The following is a 16324-nucleotide window of genomic DNA, read 5'->3' as shown; positions in this document are numbered from 1 at the left end:
CTACTCCGTTAAATCGTCCCAGAGTTCCTTGACCTTGCCAAGGAAACCGCTGGATTCGGGGGAGTGTGTCGATGCCGCTTTGCCGCCCATTGTCGTGTCCAGTTGCTTGAGCAGTTCTTTTTGTTTTTTGGTCAGGTTGACCGGTGTTTCAACCTGGACCTCGATATACATGTCCCCGGTGGCCTCGCTGCCCAGAACCGGCATCCCCTTGCCACGCAGTCGGAATTGCTGGCCGCTTTGGGTGCCGGCGGGAATTTTAACCTTGGTGCTTTTGCCGCCGATGGTCGGGGCCTCGATCTCGCTGCCGAGCGCCGCCGTGGTCATCGGGATCGGCACGCGGCCATACAGGTTGGCACCGTCCCGGCGGAAAAACTTGTGCGGTTTAATCGCCAGCAGAACATAAAGATCGCCACTGGGGCCGCCGCGGAGTCCGGCTTCGCCTTCGCCGCTCAAGCGAATGCGCCGCCCGGTATCGACGCCAGCCGGGATTTTAACCCGCAAGGTTTTTTCTTTGTGCACGCGGCCCGCGCCGCCACATTTATCACATGGATCACGGATGATTTTTCCCTGTCCGTTACAGGTGGCGCAGGTCCGTTCGATTGTAAAGAATCCCTGCTGGGCGCGCATACGGCCCGCGCCGTTACAGGTCGGGCAGGTTTCTTCGTGCGTGCCTTCCTTGGATCCCGAACCCTTGCATTTGTCACAGGTTTCCTGAGTCGGGATTTTAATGGTCGCTTCTTTGCCCTTGTAGGCATCTTCCAGCGAGATTTCCATGGTGTATTGCATGTCCGAACCGCGGGATGTGCCGCGTCCGCCACCGCCACTTGCCCGGCCCATGAAGTCGCCGAACATGTCTTCGAAAATGTCGGAGAAACCACCGCCAAATCCCGCGCCGCCAAAACCGCCGCCTGCGCCGCCGCCCATGGAGCCATCAAAGGCCGCGCTGCCGTAGCGGTCATAGGCTGCGCGTTTTTGCTCGTCTTTCAGGACGTCATAGGCTTCGCTGATTTCTTTGAATTTTTCTTCGGCGTCGTGGTCGTCCTTGTTCTGGTCCGGGTGGTATTTCAGGGCCAGTTTGCGGTACGCCTTTTTGATCTCATCGGCGTTGGCGCTTTTATCAATGCCAAGGGTTTTGTAAAAGTCTTTAGCCACGACGGGCCTCCTGTTCTGATGTGCGCGGTTTCAAAATACCGGCGAGGCTGTTCCAACTGATCCGGGCGAATTCACCCCAGGTCAGTGTGTTGTCGTTTTTTGCATGAGTGGGCCGTATCACTGTTTTTTTGTCCTTTGTCTCGGCATGATCGTGATTTCTCAAGGTCTGGTTATGTTGATCGCAGAGCGCTTTGTAGGCGAGGATGACCTGCCGCAATTTATGTTCGGCCAGCTCCTTATAACGCGGGTGAACGCCGTCGGGGTGGTAGCGTTTGACCATACGGATATAGGCGCGTCGGATATCCGTCGCACTCGCTTGTGGGGTCAGGCCGAGAATTTCGTAGTTATCATTTGTCATCATAAAACACAAAGAGCACAGAGGAGGTTCTCACGGAGGAAATAGAATTTTAGGAATTCTAAACCCTCCGTGAAAAACCGAGTCCTCTGTGTTTATTTTTTATCTTCGTCCGCGTCGGTGAAATCGGCATCAATGATTTCTTCGTCGGATCCCGATGCTTCGGAGACTTCTTCTGCCTCGTTTTCATCGTCGCCGGCAGCCTCTTCCTGCGCCTTGCGGTAAGCCAGTTCACCCAGTGCCATGGAGGCCTGCATCAGGTCATTGGTTTTTTCGCGGATGGATTCAGCGTCGGTGCCGTCCATTACGTCTTTCAAAGCCGTGATTGCGGATTCGACTTTTTCGCGATCGGCGGCCGGGACGTCATCACCCAGATCAGACAGGGTCTTTTCTGTCTGGTGGATCATGCTTTCTGCCTGATTGCGGGCTTCAACCGATTCGCGGCGCTGTTTGTCTTCTTCCGCGTGGCTTTCGGCATCCTGAACCATTTGTTCGATGTCGGCATCGGACAGACCACCACTGGCCTGAATACGGATTTGCTGTTCCTTGCCGGTGGCTTTGTCTTTGGCCGAAACCTGCACGATCCCGTTGGCGTCGATGTCAAAGGTGACCTCGACTTGCGGAACGCCGCGCGGCGCCGGTGGAATGCCAACCAGATCGAACTGGCCGAGTGCCTTGTTGTCGGCGGCCATTTCCCGCTCGCCCTGGAAAACCCGGATAGTTACGGCGTTCTGGTTATCTTCGGCGGTCGAGAATATCTGTGACTTTTTGGTCGGGATGGTCGTGTTGCGTTCGATTAGGCGGGTGAACACACCGCCCAGCGTTTCGATCCCCAGTGAAAGCGGGGTGACATCGAGCAGCAGAACATCCTTCACGTCGCCCTGCAGAACGCCGCCCTGAATGGCCGCGCCGTTGGCGACGACTTCATCCGGGTTCACGCCTTTGTGCGGTTCCTTGCCAAAGAATTCCTTCACTGTTTCGATGACTTTCGGCATGCGGGTCATCCCGCCGACCAGAACAACATCGTCAATGTCGGACGGTTTCAGGCCCGCATCTTTCAGGGCTGCCTTGCAAGGCTCGACTGTCCGTTTAATCAGGTCGTCGACGAGGCTTTCCAGTTTTGCCCGCGACATCTTGATGTTCAGGTGTTTCGGGCCAGAGGCATCCGCCGTGATGAACGGCAGGTTGACTTCGGTCTGAGATGTAGAAGACAGCTCGATTTTTGCTTTCTCAGCGGCTTCCTTCAGACGTTGCAGCGCCAGTTTGTCCTGACGCAGGTCGATGCCCTGTTCCTTTTTGAACTCATCGGCCAGATAGTCGATAATCCGCAAGTCGAAATCTTCCCCGCCGAGGAAGGTATCCCCGTTGGTGGATTTCACTTCGAACACGCCATCGCCGATTTCAAGAATGGAGATATCGAATGTCCCACCCCCAAGGTCGTAAACCGCGATGATGCCGGAGTTTCTTTTGTCCAGACCGTAGGCCAGCGCCGCAGCGGTCGGTTCGTTGATAATCCGCAGGACTTCCAGACCGGCGATTTTACCGGCGTCTTTGGTGGCCTGACGCTGTGAGTCGTTGAAGTAAGCCGGAACGGTGATTACGGCCTGCGATATGCTTGTGCCCAGATGACTTTCGGCGTCTTCCTTCAGCTTTTTCAAAACCATGGCTGAAATCTGGGACGGGGCCATTTTTTCGCCGTCGACTTCGACCCATGCGTCACCATTGTCGCCTTCGACGATGTGGAACGGGGCTTTGGATTTCATATCCTGCACTTCTTTGTCTTTGAAGCGACGTCCGATCAGACGCTTGATGGCGTACAGCGTGCCGTCGGGGTTGGTCACAGCCTGCCGTTTGGCGGGCTGGCCGACGATGCGTTCGCCGTCTTTGGTAAAGGCGATCATGGACGGGGTTGTCCGGGCGCCTTCACTGTTCTCAATAACTTTGGGTTCTTTGCCGTCCATAACGGCAACACAGGAGTTGGTTGTACCGAGGTCGATACCGATGACTTTACTCATATTTATTTCCTTTCATTGGCAAATTAACTAGACGGCCCAGTGTTAGGCACCGTCATGATTCCCTTTGGTTGCACTCACATCTCAGTATTTAGAAAGCGAATATAGCACACCGGTCCGCGAATGCGAGTCTCGACATACCAAAAACCCCCAATATTTGGCAAGCCATTGGCGCGTCATTTTTTTATACGGGAGGAAAGTGCGAATGGATCAGAAGTTTTTGATGGTGACGGCCTAAGCCTCAAGCTGTATAGCTAACATATAGTCATTGTATGAGAGGTTTTCTATGAAAAGAATTTCGGGCTTTTTGCTCTTTGTTTTTGTGTTGTTTGTGACGTCCTATTCATTAGCCGAGGATAAGGCGTTTGAACGTATTCAGAAAAAGCAGGAGATTAATTGCGGCGTATATGTTCTGGGGTCGATTTTTGGCTATGGCCCGGATGGTAAGCCGACGGGGTTTACCGCCGACCTGTTTGATGAGATTGCCCTGCGGACGGGGATGAAGGTCAAATATACCGAGATTTCAAGTTTTGCGACGATGTTCGAAGATATGAAAGTCGGGCATTACGATATGATCTGTTCGCCGCTGCTATCGTTTCCCTCGACGATGATGAAGGGGCTGCCGGGGACTTTTATCGCTGAAGATCCTATCAATATTTACGCTGATATAGGGGCGGACCTGTCCGGGATTACGGCGCTGGACCAGCTCAACGACCCGCAATATACCTTTGTCGGGATGGATGGCGAACTGGGGGGGATCTATGTGCCCAAGCTGTTCCCGAAGGCGAAGCTGAATATGTTGCCGATGGGGGTGCCGCCGTCAAACATGTTTATGGATGTCCAGACGAAGAAGGCGGATTTTGTCGTGTTGTCTTCGTTGGCGGCCAAGGCGTATGAGCAGGCCAATCCCGGCACGCTCCAGCAGGTGACTGATAAATCACTGGTGCCGGCGTCGGTGCGGCTGTTCTTTGCCGAGGACAGTGAAAATCTGCGTGTTAACATCAATGTTGTGATGGAAGAAATGAAACGCGACGGCACGCTGGACCGCTTGCTGGCAAAGCATGGGTTGAAGGATTAAGCTTCTGTATCCAGCGTATGTCCGGCGCCGGAAGGCTGGCTGCCGCGGAAGCTGCCGTCATCCTTGGCGACGCCGACGCGGGCCGGGCGGAGCAGTCGGTCGTGGATCACGTAGCCGGTTTCAATGACCTGCATGATTGTGCCGGGCGGTTTACCGGTGCCGGGAACCTCGAACATCACTTCATGGAAATTGTGATTGAAAACTTCATCTTCCTTGGGTTCGATTTTATGGATGCCGTGTTTTTCAAAGGCTTTTTCCAGTTCGCGGCCTGTGGCCTCGATCCCGGTCAGCAGCGCGGTTATTTGCGGCTCGGTGTTTTTCAGCTCTTCCGGCACGGCTTCCAGAGCGCGGGTGAAATTGTCCGCGACATCCAGAAGATTGCGGGCGAAGGACATGATCGCATATTTGGATGAATCCTCACGTTCTTTCAGCGCGCGTTTGCGGGTGTTTTCTGCTTCGGCCAGCGCGCGGAGTGTTTGATCGCGCGATTGTGCCAGTTCGGCTTCCAGCTCGGCGATGCGGGCTTCCGGGCCGCTGCTGTCGGCGGCGTTTTGCTCCGGCAAAGATTCGGCGGGCATTTTATGTTCCGGCGTGGCCGCGTTTTCGGGCTGGTGGTCGCTGTGATCGTCCGGGCGGGCTGTGTTCATAAGATTGTAATCCTGATTATTCTTGTTCGTTTACTCATAAAGACCGGGGCGGCGGGCAAAAATCTCCAGATCTTTCATCTTTATATAATTTTGTTCCAGACCATAAATTTCAACCGGCATTTCGATTTTTCCCAGCAAGCCGCCGTCCTTGTTTTTAGAAAAACGGCCGCTTTTGTCAACATAGTAAGCATAGTTCGATTGTATCAGTGGTGACGTGAAATCGGGCATGACCGATGATAGAGGAACCAGTCCGCGCGACAGGGCCAGCTTTTCGACCTGTGCGGAGATATCCTGATCCTTGCCGGCTTTGGGCGCGTAGAGAATGACTGTGTTTTCCGGGTAAAACCAGAGGGATAGCGGCTCTTTTTTAGCCGGGACGCGGGCTTCTTCTATGCGTGAAGGGAGAAGATATTCCTTGTCGGCGCGTCTCAGGGTGATCGCATCATCTGTCAACAAGACATCGTAATATTCGATGCTGTAACCGCTGTCGAAACGAATGGTTTTTGTGTTATTTTCCTTGAGCATGTCACGGCTCAGGACAATGCTGGCGGTGGGCTGGGATTGTTCTTGATTGCAACCGTAATGCGGGGCCGCCGGCAGGTCGGCCATATCAACCTGATAGTCGCCGATTTTGATATCCAGAAAGATATCCTTGAATTCCGATGTGTAGCTGATCGGCCCGATCTTCGGGCAGCCATTCATGGCGTTCAGCGCCGCGAGTTTCAGGATGAACTGGCCCGGCTCTCCGCCGTCATTGTGGAGCAGGGCAATTTGCAGCCTGTTTGGCGTGACGGTGTAGGTATCTTTCGCGGCGGCGGGAACGGTGATCGTTACGAGGCCGAGCAAAACCAGCAGGCAGGCAAAAAATTTCTTTCCGGTCATGGCGTCATTATTTCCGTGCGTATAAAAGGAATCCGTGAACATCAAAAAGGATTGTAGCGATAAAAAGGGCGGCAGGACAATCCCTGTTTGACAATTCATACCCATTCCTTACATTGAGGCCGCTATATGATGATAAAAAGTTGAGGAGAAAAACCAATGAACCGACCGTCCGGCCGCAGTGCCGATGCCTTGCGCCATGTTGAACTGATTACCGGCTTTTCGAAGCATGCGGAGGGATCGTGTCTGGCCAAATTCGGCGATACGCACGTTTTATGCACGGCGACGGTCGAGGATCGCGTGCCGGGCTGGATGCGCGGGCTGGGTAAAGGCTGGATTACGGCTGAATACGGGATGTTGCCGCGGTCGACCAACCAGCGCATGGATCGGGAAGCCGCGCGCGGCAAGCAATCGGGCCGGACGCAGGAAATCCAGCGGCTGATTGGCCGGGCCTTGCGGGCGATTGTCGATGTCGAGGCGCTGGGCGAGCGGCAGGTACGGATTGACTGCGACGTTATCCAGGCCGACGGCGGCACGCGCACGGCGTCGATTACCGGCGCTTACGTGGCGATGTATCAGGCGTTCGAACATATGATGGATTTGCGTATTCTGGATAAAATGCCGCTGATCGACAGTGTGGCTGCGATTTCCTGTGGTATTCATCAGGGCGTTCCGGTGCTGGATCTGGACTATGCCGAAGATTCCGAGGCGGAAACCGACGCCAATTTCGTAATTACCGGCAAGGGCGGGATTGTTGAAATTCAGGGCACGGCCGAACAAACGCCGTTCAGCGAAGCCGAGTTTATGAAATTGCTGGATCTGGCCAAGGCGGGCTGTGCCGATCTGGCGCATTTGCAACGTGTGGCGCTGGAGATCGAGGAGGTTTAGGCCATGACCAAAATACCGCATCTGGTTCTGGCGACGCATAATCCCGGAAAAGTTAAAGAAATCGGAGTGTTGCTGGGCGATGTTGTCGAAAAATTTTCATCGGCCGGGGATTTGGGTTTGCCGGAGCCGGAAGAGACCGGGACGACGTTTGCTGAAAATGCTATTTTAAAGGCGCGGGCGGCGGCGGAAGCCTCCGGTCTGCCGACGCTGGCCGATGACAGCGGGCTGTGCGTTTATACGCTGGACGGGGCGCCGGGGATTTATTCGGCGCGCTGGGCCGGGCCGGAAAAAGATTTTCAGATGGCGATGGAAAAGGTCAATGCGGCGCTGGCCGATGCCGAAGACCGCCGGGCGGCGTTTGTCTGCGTTTTGGCGCTGGCCCATCCTGACGGCGCAGTTGAGACATTTGAAGGCCGCGTTGAGGGCGCGTTGTGCTGGCCGCCGCGGGGACCGCAAGGTTTTGGGTTCGATCCGATGTTTGTCCCGGAAAACGAAGTCCGGAGTTTTGGTGAAATGACGCCGGAAGAAAAAAAAGCCCTGAGCCACCGGGTGCGGGCATTCCGGAAATTGCAGGATTTCTGTAATAATAATTGATGCTGTTTCCGTAAGATACCCTTGCCGTCAACCGATTCCTGCGCTAGCTTTTTGATGCCAAGATATTGAGCAGAGAGGACGGTGTCTTATGAAAGCGCTGATTTATAAAAAATTACTGGGTGTTCAAGCTGTGGCTACGGTGGCTTTGCTTTACGGCATGAGCGATGCACAGGCTAACGATTTTAATACGATCTCCGAAAATATCGTTCATTCGATTTCCGAATTGCCGGGGTTGCTGTCCGGGCTGGCTTATATTGTCGGGCTTCTGTTAGGGGCGTTGGGAATTTTGAAGGTGAAAGATCACGTTGAAAATCCCGGTAGTACGCCGCTGAAGGACGGGGCGATCCGCATTGCTGCGGGCGGCGCGTTGTTTGGTCTGCCGATCGTGTTCGAAGCTATGCGCAATACGATTGGCGATGTGCCCAATACGGTTGGGGCGGCTACGATGAACCCGATAGAACTGAACGTACGATAAGGCAGGGTAAGAACGGGTGGCCTTTGGAATCTATGTGCATTGGCCGTTTTGTGCTTCGAAATGCCCGTATTGTGACTTTAACTCTCATGTCCATGACACGATAGACCATGCTGCGTGGCGTGGTGCGTATGAGCGCGAGCTGTCTTATTATGCAGCTTTGACCGCCGGGCGCGCGGTTTCCTCTATCTTTTTTGGCGGCGGGACGCCTTCGCTGATGCAGCCGGAAACAACGGCGCATATTATTGAGACAATCCGCAGGCTTTGGCCTGTTAACGATGATGTTGAAATCACACTGGAGGCCAATCCGTCTTCGGTTGAGGCTGGTAAGTTCAAGGGATTTCGTCAGGCCGGGGTAAACCGGGTGTCGCTGGGGGTGCAATCCTTTGATGATGAGGCTCTTAAGTTCCTGGGACGGCGGCATGATGTGGGAGAAGCGCGGGCGGCGCTGGATATTGCGGCCGATACCTTTGCGCGTTACAGTTTTGACCTGATTTACGCCCGTCCTCAGCAAAATGTCAGGGATTGGCAGCAAGAGCTTGAAACAGCTTTGCAATATGCGGGGGGGCATTTATCGCTTTATCAGCTAACGATTGAACAGGGAACGCCGTTTTACCAGATGTACAACCGCGGAGAATTCAGCATTCCTGCGGAGGAAACGGCAGGTGATCTATACGAAACGACACAGTCCGTTTTAAATATCGCGGGATTACCGGCCTATGAAATATCAAATCATGCCCGTGCGGGTCAGGAATCGCGGCATAACTTGGTCTATTGGCGCTATCAGGACTATGTCGGTGTCGGGCCGGGCGCGCATGGGCGCCTGACGATTGATGGCGTTAAACAGGCCACCCGGACTCACCGGGCGCCGGAAGAATGGCTGCGGCGTGTGGATAAGGACGGTCATGGCGGACATCCGTTTGAGACGCTGGATGCGCAGGCGCGGGTGAGCGAGGCGCTTTTGATGGGAATGCGCCTGAGCGAAGGGGTGCCGTTTTCCCGTATAGAGGATGAAGGCGGGGAGGACTGGCAAGCGTTCGTTGCGCCGGCCAAGGTCAAGGCGTTGCAGGATGAGGGGCTTTTAACGGAAGATCCCGACCGGTTATGTGCGACGCCCGCCGGATTCCAGCGTTTAAATGGAATTTTGCGCTATCTGCTTTAGCGGTTTGAAAAATTATTTTTCCTTCATCATTTTCATGACGACGCTCAAATCCGTGTTGTTCAGCAGTAAAGCGCCCTGATCTGTCAGTTCGAAATTATAGGACCGAACCGGGGTTCCCCGCGGGCTTTGTTCTTGCTGGCCGATCATCTGGATGACCGTTAGTCCGGCTGTGGTATCGCTTAGTTTTTTCTTGTTTTCGGCGGACAGGGCCGGATCGTTTTTGGCTTCTTTCAAGGTGCTTAGGATATTGTCCATGCCTTCAACAGCGACGCGGGCCTTGCCGGTGGCGCCGTGCGGTGCCTGCATGTCGGTGACAGCTTTCCCGTCAGCCGTGATGCGGTAGCCTTGCCCGGCTACGTGACTGTTTGCGATGGTCAGATCGGTTTTAGCCTGTGTCAGGATTTGCGGCGCCAAAGCGATGGCTTGCAGTCCGGCCATTTTGCCCATGGACGGGGCTTCGATCGACATTTTCAGGGCGTTGCGGCCCAGATCAACCAGTTCCTTGTAAGGCAGATTGTTCAGGCTGATATCGAGTTTGAAATCGTTCGGTTCCATGCCCTTCATGTCGGCGGGGGCGGGGTTTAGCTTCATGCCCTGGTAATAGGCGGCGATTCGCAGTGATACGCGGTCGTCGCGAAACCCCGTCATATCATAGTGATAACCGGCCTTGGCCAGTTCAAACGTCCGGGCAGGTTTGTCTGTGGCGACCGGGCTGGAGAAAGCGATATTTTCGGCGCTGATTGACGATGTGAAACCATCCCAGGCGTTGCTCATGAAATCAAACACCAGATTATACATGGCCAACGCATGCGGGCCGCTGTCGCTTTCGGGGTCGCCGGCTTCCATGCTTTCCGTCAGGGCTTTGATGTTTTCATTATAGGCGGCAAAGCTATCGAGAGAAAAGTTGGCGATGTCCATATCCATGGACAGCTTGCCGATATGGCCGTTGACTTCCGGCGATTTGATGTCGAAATCACGAGCCGTCATGTTGAACGGTCCGGACATCAGGTTGTCGCCGCTTTCCTTGAAAAGCGAGCTGAGTGTGAGTTCGGGGATGGTTATGCTGACCGGCTTGCCGACGGGCGCAAACCGGATCTGGCTATATTTGGCATTGATGTTCAAAAAATTGTTCAGGCGTGTGTCCCATATGCCGGCGAAATACTGGTTGCCGATATTCAGCTCTGCGGCTTTGGAGCCGTCCGCCGCATAGAACGCCAGCGGCATGGGGATGGCCATGGTGATTTTCCACTGTTCCGGGATGTCGCCGGGCATGGCGTTCATGGCGATCATACCCAAATCTGTTTTGCCGCCTTCCGGGCCGGTGAAGCTGATGTGCGGCAGGGTTACCGCATAAAATTTTCCATTGGGTTCCACCAGAAGAGCGCCGTCTTGTTCCATATCAATGCCCTGCATGGCCATGGCCTGCTTTTGATTGTCCAGCAGGGTCGTCATCATGTTTTTCAGTTCATCCGTGCGGTCGGCTTTTTTGGCTAAAGCGGGGGATGCTGATAGTGCTGATATAACCAAAGAAAAACAAATGGTTATCGCTATATTTTTAAGGCGGCTCATAAAATAATTCTCCTGATAACAATGAATGTTGACCCTATCAAAAAACAGTTGTTGCTGCAATCCGCGGAATTGTTGCCGTTACCGATTGCACCGGGGAAAAACTGGCTTTATAGTACGCCCAGACTGTAATTCACTGTGAGCCAACGATGCTGGAAGCCGAAGACAAACAATTCCGCCTGAATGATGAAGGGCATATTTTTTACCAAGCCGACAAGACCAATCCATTGCCGGGAGTGAAGATTGCCCGTGTGAGCAAGGGCGAGTCCATAGTGCGTCCGGCGATTACGATGGATGATGGGGCTCCTGCCGGTGCGAAGGAGCGTCTGGAGGCTTGGTTGCCGGTTCATGTCGATACGGTGCTGGAGGCTCTGGCGCATTTGCGCAATGAGGAAAACATCACTGGATTTGCCAAGGATATTACCGGGCTGTTGCATGGGGCGCTGGGGATTTTACCGCGGGCCGATCTGGAGAATATGATTGCCGGGCTGGATGAAGAGGGGCGGGCCGCTTTGCGCCAGCGTAAAGTGCGGATGGGCCCGGTTCTGGTCTATCTTCCGGCGTTGAACAAACCGGCGGCCGTGCATTTGCGGGCGTTGCTGTGGTCGTTGTGGCACGATTTGCCGCTGCCGGCGCCTGTGCCTGCGGACGGGATTACCTCGCTGTCGCTGGCAGATAAAGCGGACGGGGTTGTCGATCCGGCGCTTTACCGTGCGATGGGCTATCCGGTTTATGGCGGGCGGGCGATCCGGGTGGATATGCTCGACCGGCTGGTTGTCGCCGTTTATGACAGTGCCGATAAAGGCACGTTTAAGGCTCGTCACGAAATGGCGGAATGGCTGGGTTGTCCGATTGCCGATCTTTATGCCGTGCTGGAGGCTATGGGGCATACGAAAATTCATGATCCCGCGGATGAGCCTATTGTGCCGACGGATGAACCCGCATCCCCGGAAGAACCGAAGGCTGAGGCGCAAGAAAACGAAACTGAAAAAGCGCCGGTTGCCGTGCCGCAGGTAAAGCCGGAGCTGGCGACGTTTCGTTTGCGCAAGGGAAAGGCCTATGGCGGGCAACGGCCCAAGCCTTCGTCTGACCGGCCGGCGTCACCGCGGAAAAAGCCGGAGGGCGCGTACCGGAAACCCAAGGGCGGTAAAAAACCGGAGCGCAATGATCGGGAGCCGCAAGAGCGGATTTACAAGTCAGAGCCGGCGCGCAAACCGGAAGATTCACCCTTTGCCATTTTACAACAGTTGAAGGCCAAGTCAGGTGGTGAATAAAGGGGGCATTATCCTGCTTTCTTTCCTGATGGCGGCGATCTTTTTCTTTTCGGTGCCTGAGGCATATGCCGCGCGGTTTAGCGGCGCTTATCTTCTTCATATTTGTGAAAAGGACGATAAAGGCAAGGAAACGGTCAAGGGCGGTCACACCGCCTGTCAGGCTTACATTGCCGGAGTTATTGATTATCACAATGTCTTGCGGTCGATGAAAATGGCGCCGCAGGTCGATATCTGTGTTCCCAAAGATGTTAGCTCTAATGTCTTGCATGATATTGTGCTGACATATTTGCGCAACCATCCGGAGAACGATTCCTTCGTGGCGGCGCCCGCGGTGACGATGGCGTTATACGGCAAGTATCCCTGTCGTTAAATCATACGCCGATCTTCGTTGACCGATGTTCACAGGCAGACTATCCTTTAGTGTATGTGAGGGGGAGACAAGACAGCATGAGCGAAGAGATTACATTTTTATTTACCGATGAAGATCCCGGTAACGAAGGCGTGGTGAAATTCAAGGTTTACCATGACCGGGATGGCAATGTTGTCGGTGAGCGGCTTTATGCCGAAAGAAAAAATGGTGGCGCGGTTATCCATTCCCGTTCCATGCCGGATTCTTTAGATGAATCCTTGCCAGAGGCGCTTGATTTTTGCCGTGAAAAGGGAAAAAACGCCCTTTTGGTTATTGACCCCCATAACAAATTCGATATGTCGCTGATTAACAAAGCGGGTTAGGATTTTTTGATCATAATGGTCGGGGCGAGAGGATTCGAACCTCCGGCCTCATCGTCCCGAACGATGCGCGCTACCAGGCTGCGCTACGCCCCGACATCAAAGCAAAAGACGAGAGAACAGTTTTATAAGGGAGCTGTTCGTTTTTGGCAAGTCCTAGTTTGAGGCTTCATAAAAAAACCGCCTGATCCAGTCAAAGATCAGGCGGAGGATTGCTTTTGAAGGGTAAAAACAAAATCCAAAGTTGAGACAGAAACTTGTTGTCAGGCTGCACCGAGATTGTAAGCGGGAACCCCCATTTCGGACAGGTCGCCGCCCAGATCTTCTTTCGACCAGTGCAGACGGATGCCGATAGTGGCTTTCATCAGCAGCCAAACCAGAAGGCTGGCGGTGCCAACGAACAGGCCGATAGCCGCAATGCCGGCCAGTTGTACGGCGAAAGAGGCGTCCGGATTACTGATGGCGACGGCCAGTGTGCCCCATATACCCGCTGCCAGGTGGACCGGAACGGCGCCGACGACATCGTCAATTTGAAGCATGTCGAGCGCCTTGGATGCGCCGTACATCACGAGGCAGCCGACAATTCCGATCAGGGCGGCCATCCCGAGAGAGGGCATCAATGGCTCTGCTGTGATGGCCACCAGTCCGGCCAGCGCGCCGTTCAGGATTAACGGCAGGTCGATTTTGTGGTCCAGCATTTGACTGAGAATAAGCGCCGTGACCACGCCTGCGGCGGCGGCGGTGTTGGTGTTGGCGAATATCTTGGCAACGGCGATGGCGTCTTCGGCGCTGTTGATCGCGAGTTGCGAGCCGCCATTGAACCCAAACCAGCCAAACCAAAGGATAAAGGTGCCGAGTGTTACCAGTGGCATGGATGAACCATACAGGTGGCGCGGCTTGCCTTTCTGGTCGAAACGGCCACGGCGTGCCCCCAGAAGAATGGCGCCGGTCAGGGCCGCCCAGCCGCCGACACTGTGGACCAGCGTCGATCCGGCAAAATCCTTGAATCCGAGTTCAGACAACCAGCCGCCGCCCCAGACCCAGCTACCGCTAACCGGGTAGATGATTGCGGTCAGGATGGCGCAAAAAATCATGAAGGGCAGAAGTTTAATTCGTTCCGCCAGTGCGCCCGATACAATCGAGGCGGCGGTGGCAACAAAAACCATTTGGAAGAACCAGTCGGCCGCTGCCGAATGCCCGGCGGAAAAATCGCCGGCCAGCGCCGCCGAATCATCGGGGTGGAACAATCCTATTTTTCCGAAAAATCCGCCGTCAACGCCGTCGTACATCAGATTGTAACCGACGATATAGAACATTAATCCGGCCAGGGCGTAGAGGCTGATGTTTTTCATCAGAATTACGCCAACCGATTTGCTGCGGACCATGCCGGCCTCCAGCATTGCAAAGCCGGCGGCCATAATCATGACCAGCGCTCCGCAGAAAAGAAGGAAAAATGTATTAATCACAAAATCGGTTTCTGTCATGTGAACCCCCGTTTTTAGATATGCGTTTAAAACATATCTAATATGCACTAAAGGTATATCAAAAATGAGTCAAGATAAAATTTTCCGGATTATGGAACGTTTTTTATTGAGAATCCCAAGAGATCGGCGCAATCTTTGTGTTTAAGGAGAATAATCTTCTTTATTTACGGAGGTATAAAAAATGGCGGGATTAACGGATACAGAAAGTGGTTTGGTCAATAAAGGATTGAATGCCGCGTTTTCTAATGACGGTTTTGATGTTCGTAAGGCGGGATTAGGTCGGGGAATGAGCGAATTGCAGATTTCTTTTCATGAACAGCACGCCGATAGCAACGGGAAACCACCTGTGGCCAAGGTGGCGGAGCTTCTGGAGGGCGCTGGTATATACCATGCAAAAATCAATGCTCAGGGTATGAAAGTGATGATCAGGTAATTTGTCTAAAAATTACGTTCGACTGTGAAGGTTACGAGATCATCGAGGAGGGAGCGGAGCTGTCCGTCCGGCGCCTCGGCCAGTGCTAGCCGTGCTTTGGCCGCATAGTCGCGCGCCAGATTGATACTGCGATTGATGGTGTCATATTTTGACAGGATTTCCTGGGCACGGGCCAGATCGCCGTCGTTTTGATCGCGATCGCCCATCGTCCGTTGCCAGAAGGCGCGTTCTTCGTCCGTCGCTTTTTCCAGAGCCAGCAAGACCGGTGCGGTCATTTTGCCCTCGCGGAAATCATCGCCAACGGTTTTCCCCAGCTTTTCCTGTGCGGCGCTGTAATCCAGAACATCGTCGACGACCTGAAAGGCCAGCCCCAGATTCATGCCAAATTCGCACAGAGCGCTGGCGGCGGTTTTATCCGCGCCAGCGATGACTGGTCCGATTTCGCAGGCTGCGGCGAACAGGGCGGCGGTTTTGGCGCCGATTACCTGTTCATATTCGCCCATGGTGCAATCCAGATTATTGGCTGTGGTGAGCTGCATGACTTCGCCTTGTGCGATAATCGCTGAAGCATCGGAGAGAATCCGTAGCACGTCCAAAGAGCCGTCCGCGACCATAAGCTGGAACGCACGGGAAAACAGGAAATCGCCGACCAGAACGGTGGCCTGATTGCCAAATACAAGGTTGGTGGCTTTTTGACCGCGGCGCTCTTCGCTTTCATCGACAACGTCATCATGAAGCAAGGTGGCGGTGTGAATAAACTCGACAGCGGCGGCAAGAGCATAGGGGCGATTGCTCTGATCGCCGTAGAGCCGGGTACAGGCCAGTGTCAAAAGCGGGCGTATCCGTTTGCCGCCCGCCGCGATCAGATAGCCGGCAAGCTGCGGGATCATCGGCACGTCGGATTGCATATGCTCGATAATCAGGGCGTTGACCTGTTTCATGTCATCGCTGAGCAAAGCCGAGAGATGATCAAGCGGGTTGATCGCAGTGTCCGTCATGGTTTTTGTCGCTGTTTGCATAGCCATAACGCATACCCCAGCCCGTGACCAAGAGCAAGCGGAATTGGCGCGCCTGACGGATTAAAATCCGGCATTTAGTCTTGCCACGGCGTGGCTGGTTTCTGCAACATTTGTTCTGGAAATTATTTTATCGGCATGATCCAGAAAACCGCTTAGCTGTTCTGCCAGTTTTACGGGGTCATCCGTTACGTTTTCCAGCGCTCTTTTCATCGATGTTCTGTTTGCGGCGATGATGGCTTTTAATCCGTTTTCCCAGGCGCCGGCCAGTATATTTTTTTTCTGTTCGATTTTGTCATATGTATTCTCAATCTGCATGTCGTATTTCATCACGTAGGCGAGGTTATTACTACCTGTTTTGAGCGGATGATTGCCGTCGCAGTGCGACAGATCGGACAGTTGGCTCAGGGCGGCGGCGTAAGTTACCAGAGTATCTTCGTGCTGGCCTAAAAAGGTTTCAAAATCGATTTCTTGTATTTTTGGAAGTGCATTTTCTGCGAAAAGGAAAGATGGCATGACTTACATCCTCTATTGTCATATCTAGTTATGTAGAGGTTGTGTAGCAATGTAAGACTGTGTTGTC

18 protein-coding genes and 1 tRNA gene are annotated in these 16324 nt (G+C 53.9%); 9 read left to right on the top strand and 10 right to left on the bottom strand.

Annotated elements, in window-relative coordinates; genetic code table 11:
• The 3 genes from dnaJ to dnaK all read right to left on the bottom strand — a co-directional run bounded on the left by dnaJ (position 1) and on the right by dnaK (position 3522).
• Positions 1-1152 (bottom strand): molecular chaperone DnaJ, encoded by a 1152-nt coding sequence (dnaJ, locus tag H6868_09215; protein MCB9989491.1) that lies wholly within the window; start codon positions 1150-1152, stop codon positions 1-3.
• The gene (locus H6868_09210) at positions 1145-1513 is read right to left on the bottom strand and encodes a DnaJ domain-containing protein (protein ID MCB9989490.1); all 369 of its coding nucleotides are present in this window, start codon (positions 1511-1513) and stop codon (positions 1145-1147) included. Before H6868_09210 ends, dnaJ begins: the two co-directional genes overlap by 8 nt.
• An 89-nt stretch (positions 1514-1602) precedes the next feature.
• A complete protein-coding gene (gene dnaK, locus H6868_09205) occupies positions 1603-3522 on the bottom strand; it encodes a molecular chaperone DnaK (GenBank protein ID MCB9989489.1) in 1920 nt (639 codons plus the stop codon).
• 283 nt (positions 3523-3805) lie between these two features.
• On the opposite strand from dnaK, the gene H6868_09200 reads away from it, so the two are divergent.
• A complete protein-coding gene (locus H6868_09200; GenBank protein ID MCB9989488.1) occupies positions 3806-4597 on the top strand; it encodes a transporter substrate-binding domain-containing protein in 792 nt (263 codons plus the stop codon).
• Here the strand turns inward: H6868_09200 and H6868_09195 are convergent.
• Together H6868_09195 and H6868_09190 are read right to left on the bottom strand one after the other, a co-directional pair.
• Positions 4594-5175: a nucleotide exchange factor GrpE gene (locus tag H6868_09195; protein MCB9989487.1), complete on the bottom strand. Its 582-nt coding sequence runs from the start codon at positions 5173-5175 to the stop codon at positions 4594-4596. The two genes, H6868_09200 and H6868_09195, sit on opposite strands and share 4 nt — an antisense overlap.
• A 99-nt stretch (positions 5176-5274) precedes the next feature.
• On the bottom strand, positions 5275-6225 hold the full coding sequence (locus H6868_09190; protein ID MCB9989486.1) for a hypothetical protein: 951 nt from the start codon (positions 6223-6225) through the stop codon (positions 5275-5277).
• Positions 6226-6282: 57 nt separating this feature from the next.
• Here H6868_09190 and rph point away from each other — a divergent pair, with 57 nt between their 5' ends.
• From rph to H6868_09170, 4 genes are all read left to right on the top strand, one after another.
• Entirely contained in the window at positions 6283-7011 is a 729-nt protein-coding gene (rph, locus tag H6868_09185; GenBank protein ID MCB9989485.1) for a ribonuclease PH, read from the top strand.
• A 3-nt stretch (positions 7012-7014) separates the two neighbouring features.
• Positions 7015-7605: an RdgB/HAM1 family non-canonical purine NTP pyrophosphatase gene (gene rdgB / locus H6868_09180; protein ID MCB9989484.1), complete on the top strand. Its 591-nt coding sequence runs from the start codon at positions 7015-7017 to the stop codon at positions 7603-7605.
• A gap of 88 nt (positions 7606-7693) precedes the next feature.
• On the top strand, positions 7694-8080 hold the full coding sequence (locus H6868_09175) for a hypothetical protein (GenBank protein MCB9989483.1): 387 nt from the start codon (positions 7694-7696) through the stop codon (positions 8078-8080).
• Between the two features lie 16 nt (positions 8081-8096).
• Positions 8097-9239 carry a coproporphyrinogen III oxidase gene (locus H6868_09170; protein MCB9989482.1) on the top strand — a complete coding sequence of 381 codons (1143 nt, stop codon included), beginning with the start codon at positions 8097-8099 and terminating at the stop codon, positions 9237-9239.
• Between the two features lie 12 nt (positions 9240-9251).
• On the opposite strand, the gene H6868_09165 is transcribed toward H6868_09170, so the two are convergent.
• A complete protein-coding gene (locus H6868_09165; protein MCB9989481.1) occupies positions 9252-10808 on the bottom strand; it encodes a hypothetical protein in 1557 nt (518 codons plus the stop codon).
• A gap of 146 nt (positions 10809-10954) precedes the next feature.
• Between H6868_09165 and H6868_09160 the strand changes: the two genes are divergently transcribed.
• From H6868_09160 to H6868_09150, 3 genes are all read left to right on the top strand, one after another.
• Positions 10955-12079 (top strand): hypothetical protein, encoded by a 1125-nt coding sequence (locus tag H6868_09160; GenBank protein ID MCB9989480.1) that lies wholly within the window; start codon positions 10955-10957, stop codon positions 12077-12079.
• A gap of 28 nt (positions 12080-12107) precedes the next feature.
• Complete coding sequence (locus H6868_09155) at positions 12108-12449, top strand: hypothetical protein (protein ID MCB9989479.1); 342 nt, start codon at positions 12108-12110, stop codon at positions 12447-12449.
• A 77-nt stretch (positions 12450-12526) separates the two neighbouring features.
• Positions 12527-12811, top strand: a complete 285-nt coding sequence (locus H6868_09150; GenBank protein MCB9989478.1) for a hypothetical protein — start codon at positions 12527-12529, stop codon at positions 12809-12811.
• Between the two features lie 16 nt (positions 12812-12827).
• On the opposite strand, the gene H6868_09145 is transcribed toward H6868_09150, so the two are convergent.
• Together H6868_09145 and H6868_09140 are read right to left on the bottom strand one after the other, a co-directional pair.
• A tRNA-Pro gene (locus H6868_09145) sits at positions 12828-12904 on the bottom strand.
• 167 nt (positions 12905-13071) lie between these two features.
• Positions 13072-14292, bottom strand: a complete 1221-nt coding sequence (locus H6868_09140) for an ammonium transporter (protein ID MCB9989477.1) — start codon at positions 14290-14292, stop codon at positions 13072-13074.
• A gap of 181 nt (positions 14293-14473) precedes the next feature.
• Between H6868_09140 and H6868_09135 the strand changes: the two genes are divergently transcribed.
• Entirely contained in the window at positions 14474-14725 is a 252-nt protein-coding gene (locus tag H6868_09135; GenBank protein MCB9989476.1) for a hypothetical protein, read from the top strand.
• A gap of 5 nt (positions 14726-14730) precedes the next feature.
• Here the strand turns inward: H6868_09135 and H6868_09130 are convergent, their stop codons facing one another.
• Together H6868_09130 and H6868_09125 are read right to left on the bottom strand one after the other, a co-directional pair.
• Positions 14731-15744: a polyprenyl synthetase family protein gene (locus H6868_09130; protein MCB9989475.1), complete on the bottom strand. Its 1014-nt coding sequence runs from the start codon at positions 15742-15744 to the stop codon at positions 14731-14733.
• A 60-nt stretch (positions 15745-15804) separates the two neighbouring features.
• Complete coding sequence (locus H6868_09125) at positions 15805-16257, bottom strand: hypothetical protein (protein MCB9989474.1); 453 nt, start codon at positions 16255-16257, stop codon at positions 15805-15807.
• Positions 16258-16324: the final 67 nt, after the last annotated feature.

Source organism: Rhodospirillales bacterium, assembly GCA_020638175.1.
Lineage (GTDB): Bacteria > Pseudomonadota > Alphaproteobacteria > Micavibrionales > Micavibrionaceae > JACKJA01.
Note: the sequence above shows the minus strand (reverse complement) of the source record. Positions and strands in the feature narration are given on the sequence as shown.

Coding starts and splice junctions, on each gene's coding strand:
- H6868_09140 (MCB9989477.1), bottom strand. CDS start 14,292: ATGACAGAAACCGATTTTGTGATTAATACATTTTTCCTTCTTTTCTGC.
- rdgB (MCB9989484.1), top strand. CDS start 7,015: ATGACCAAAATACCGCATCTGGTTCTGGCGACGCATAATCCCGGAAAA.
- H6868_09150 (MCB9989478.1), top strand. CDS start 12,527: ATGAGCGAAGAGATTACATTTTTATTTACCGATGAAGATCCCGGTAAC.
- rph (MCB9989485.1), top strand. CDS start 6,283: ATGAACCGACCGTCCGGCCGCAGTGCCGATGCCTTGCGCCATGTTGAA.
- dnaK (MCB9989489.1), bottom strand. CDS start 3,522: ATGAGTAAAGTCATCGGTATCGACCTCGGTACAACCAACTCCTGTGTT.
- H6868_09195 (MCB9989487.1), bottom strand. CDS start 5,175: ATGCCCGCCGAATCTTTGCCGGAGCAAAACGCCGCCGACAGCAGCGGC.
- H6868_09160 (MCB9989480.1), top strand. CDS start 10,955: ATGCTGGAAGCCGAAGACAAACAATTCCGCCTGAATGATGAAGGGCAT.
- H6868_09175 (MCB9989483.1), top strand. CDS start 7,694: ATGAAAGCGCTGATTTATAAAAAATTACTGGGTGTTCAAGCTGTGGCT.
- H6868_09155 (MCB9989479.1), top strand. CDS start 12,108: ATGGCGGCGATCTTTTTCTTTTCGGTGCCTGAGGCATATGCCGCGCGG.
- H6868_09200 (MCB9989488.1), top strand. CDS start 3,806: ATGAAAAGAATTTCGGGCTTTTTGCTCTTTGTTTTTGTGTTGTTTGTG.
- H6868_09125 (MCB9989474.1), bottom strand. CDS start 16,257: ATGCCATCTTTCCTTTTCGCAGAAAATGCACTTCCAAAAATACAAGAA.
- H6868_09135 (MCB9989476.1), top strand. CDS start 14,474: ATGGCGGGATTAACGGATACAGAAAGTGGTTTGGTCAATAAAGGATTG.
- H6868_09190 (MCB9989486.1), bottom strand. CDS start 6,225: ATGAATTGTCAAACAGGGATTGTCCTGCCGCCCTTTTTATCGCTACAA.
- H6868_09165 (MCB9989481.1), bottom strand. CDS start 10,808: ATGAGCCGCCTTAAAAATATAGCGATAACCATTTGTTTTTCTTTGGTT.
- H6868_09130 (MCB9989475.1), bottom strand. CDS start 15,744: ATGCAAACAGCGACAAAAACCATGACGGACACTGCGATCAACCCGCTT.
- H6868_09210 (MCB9989490.1), bottom strand. CDS start 1,513: ATGATGACAAATGATAACTACGAAATTCTCGGCCTGACCCCACAAGCG.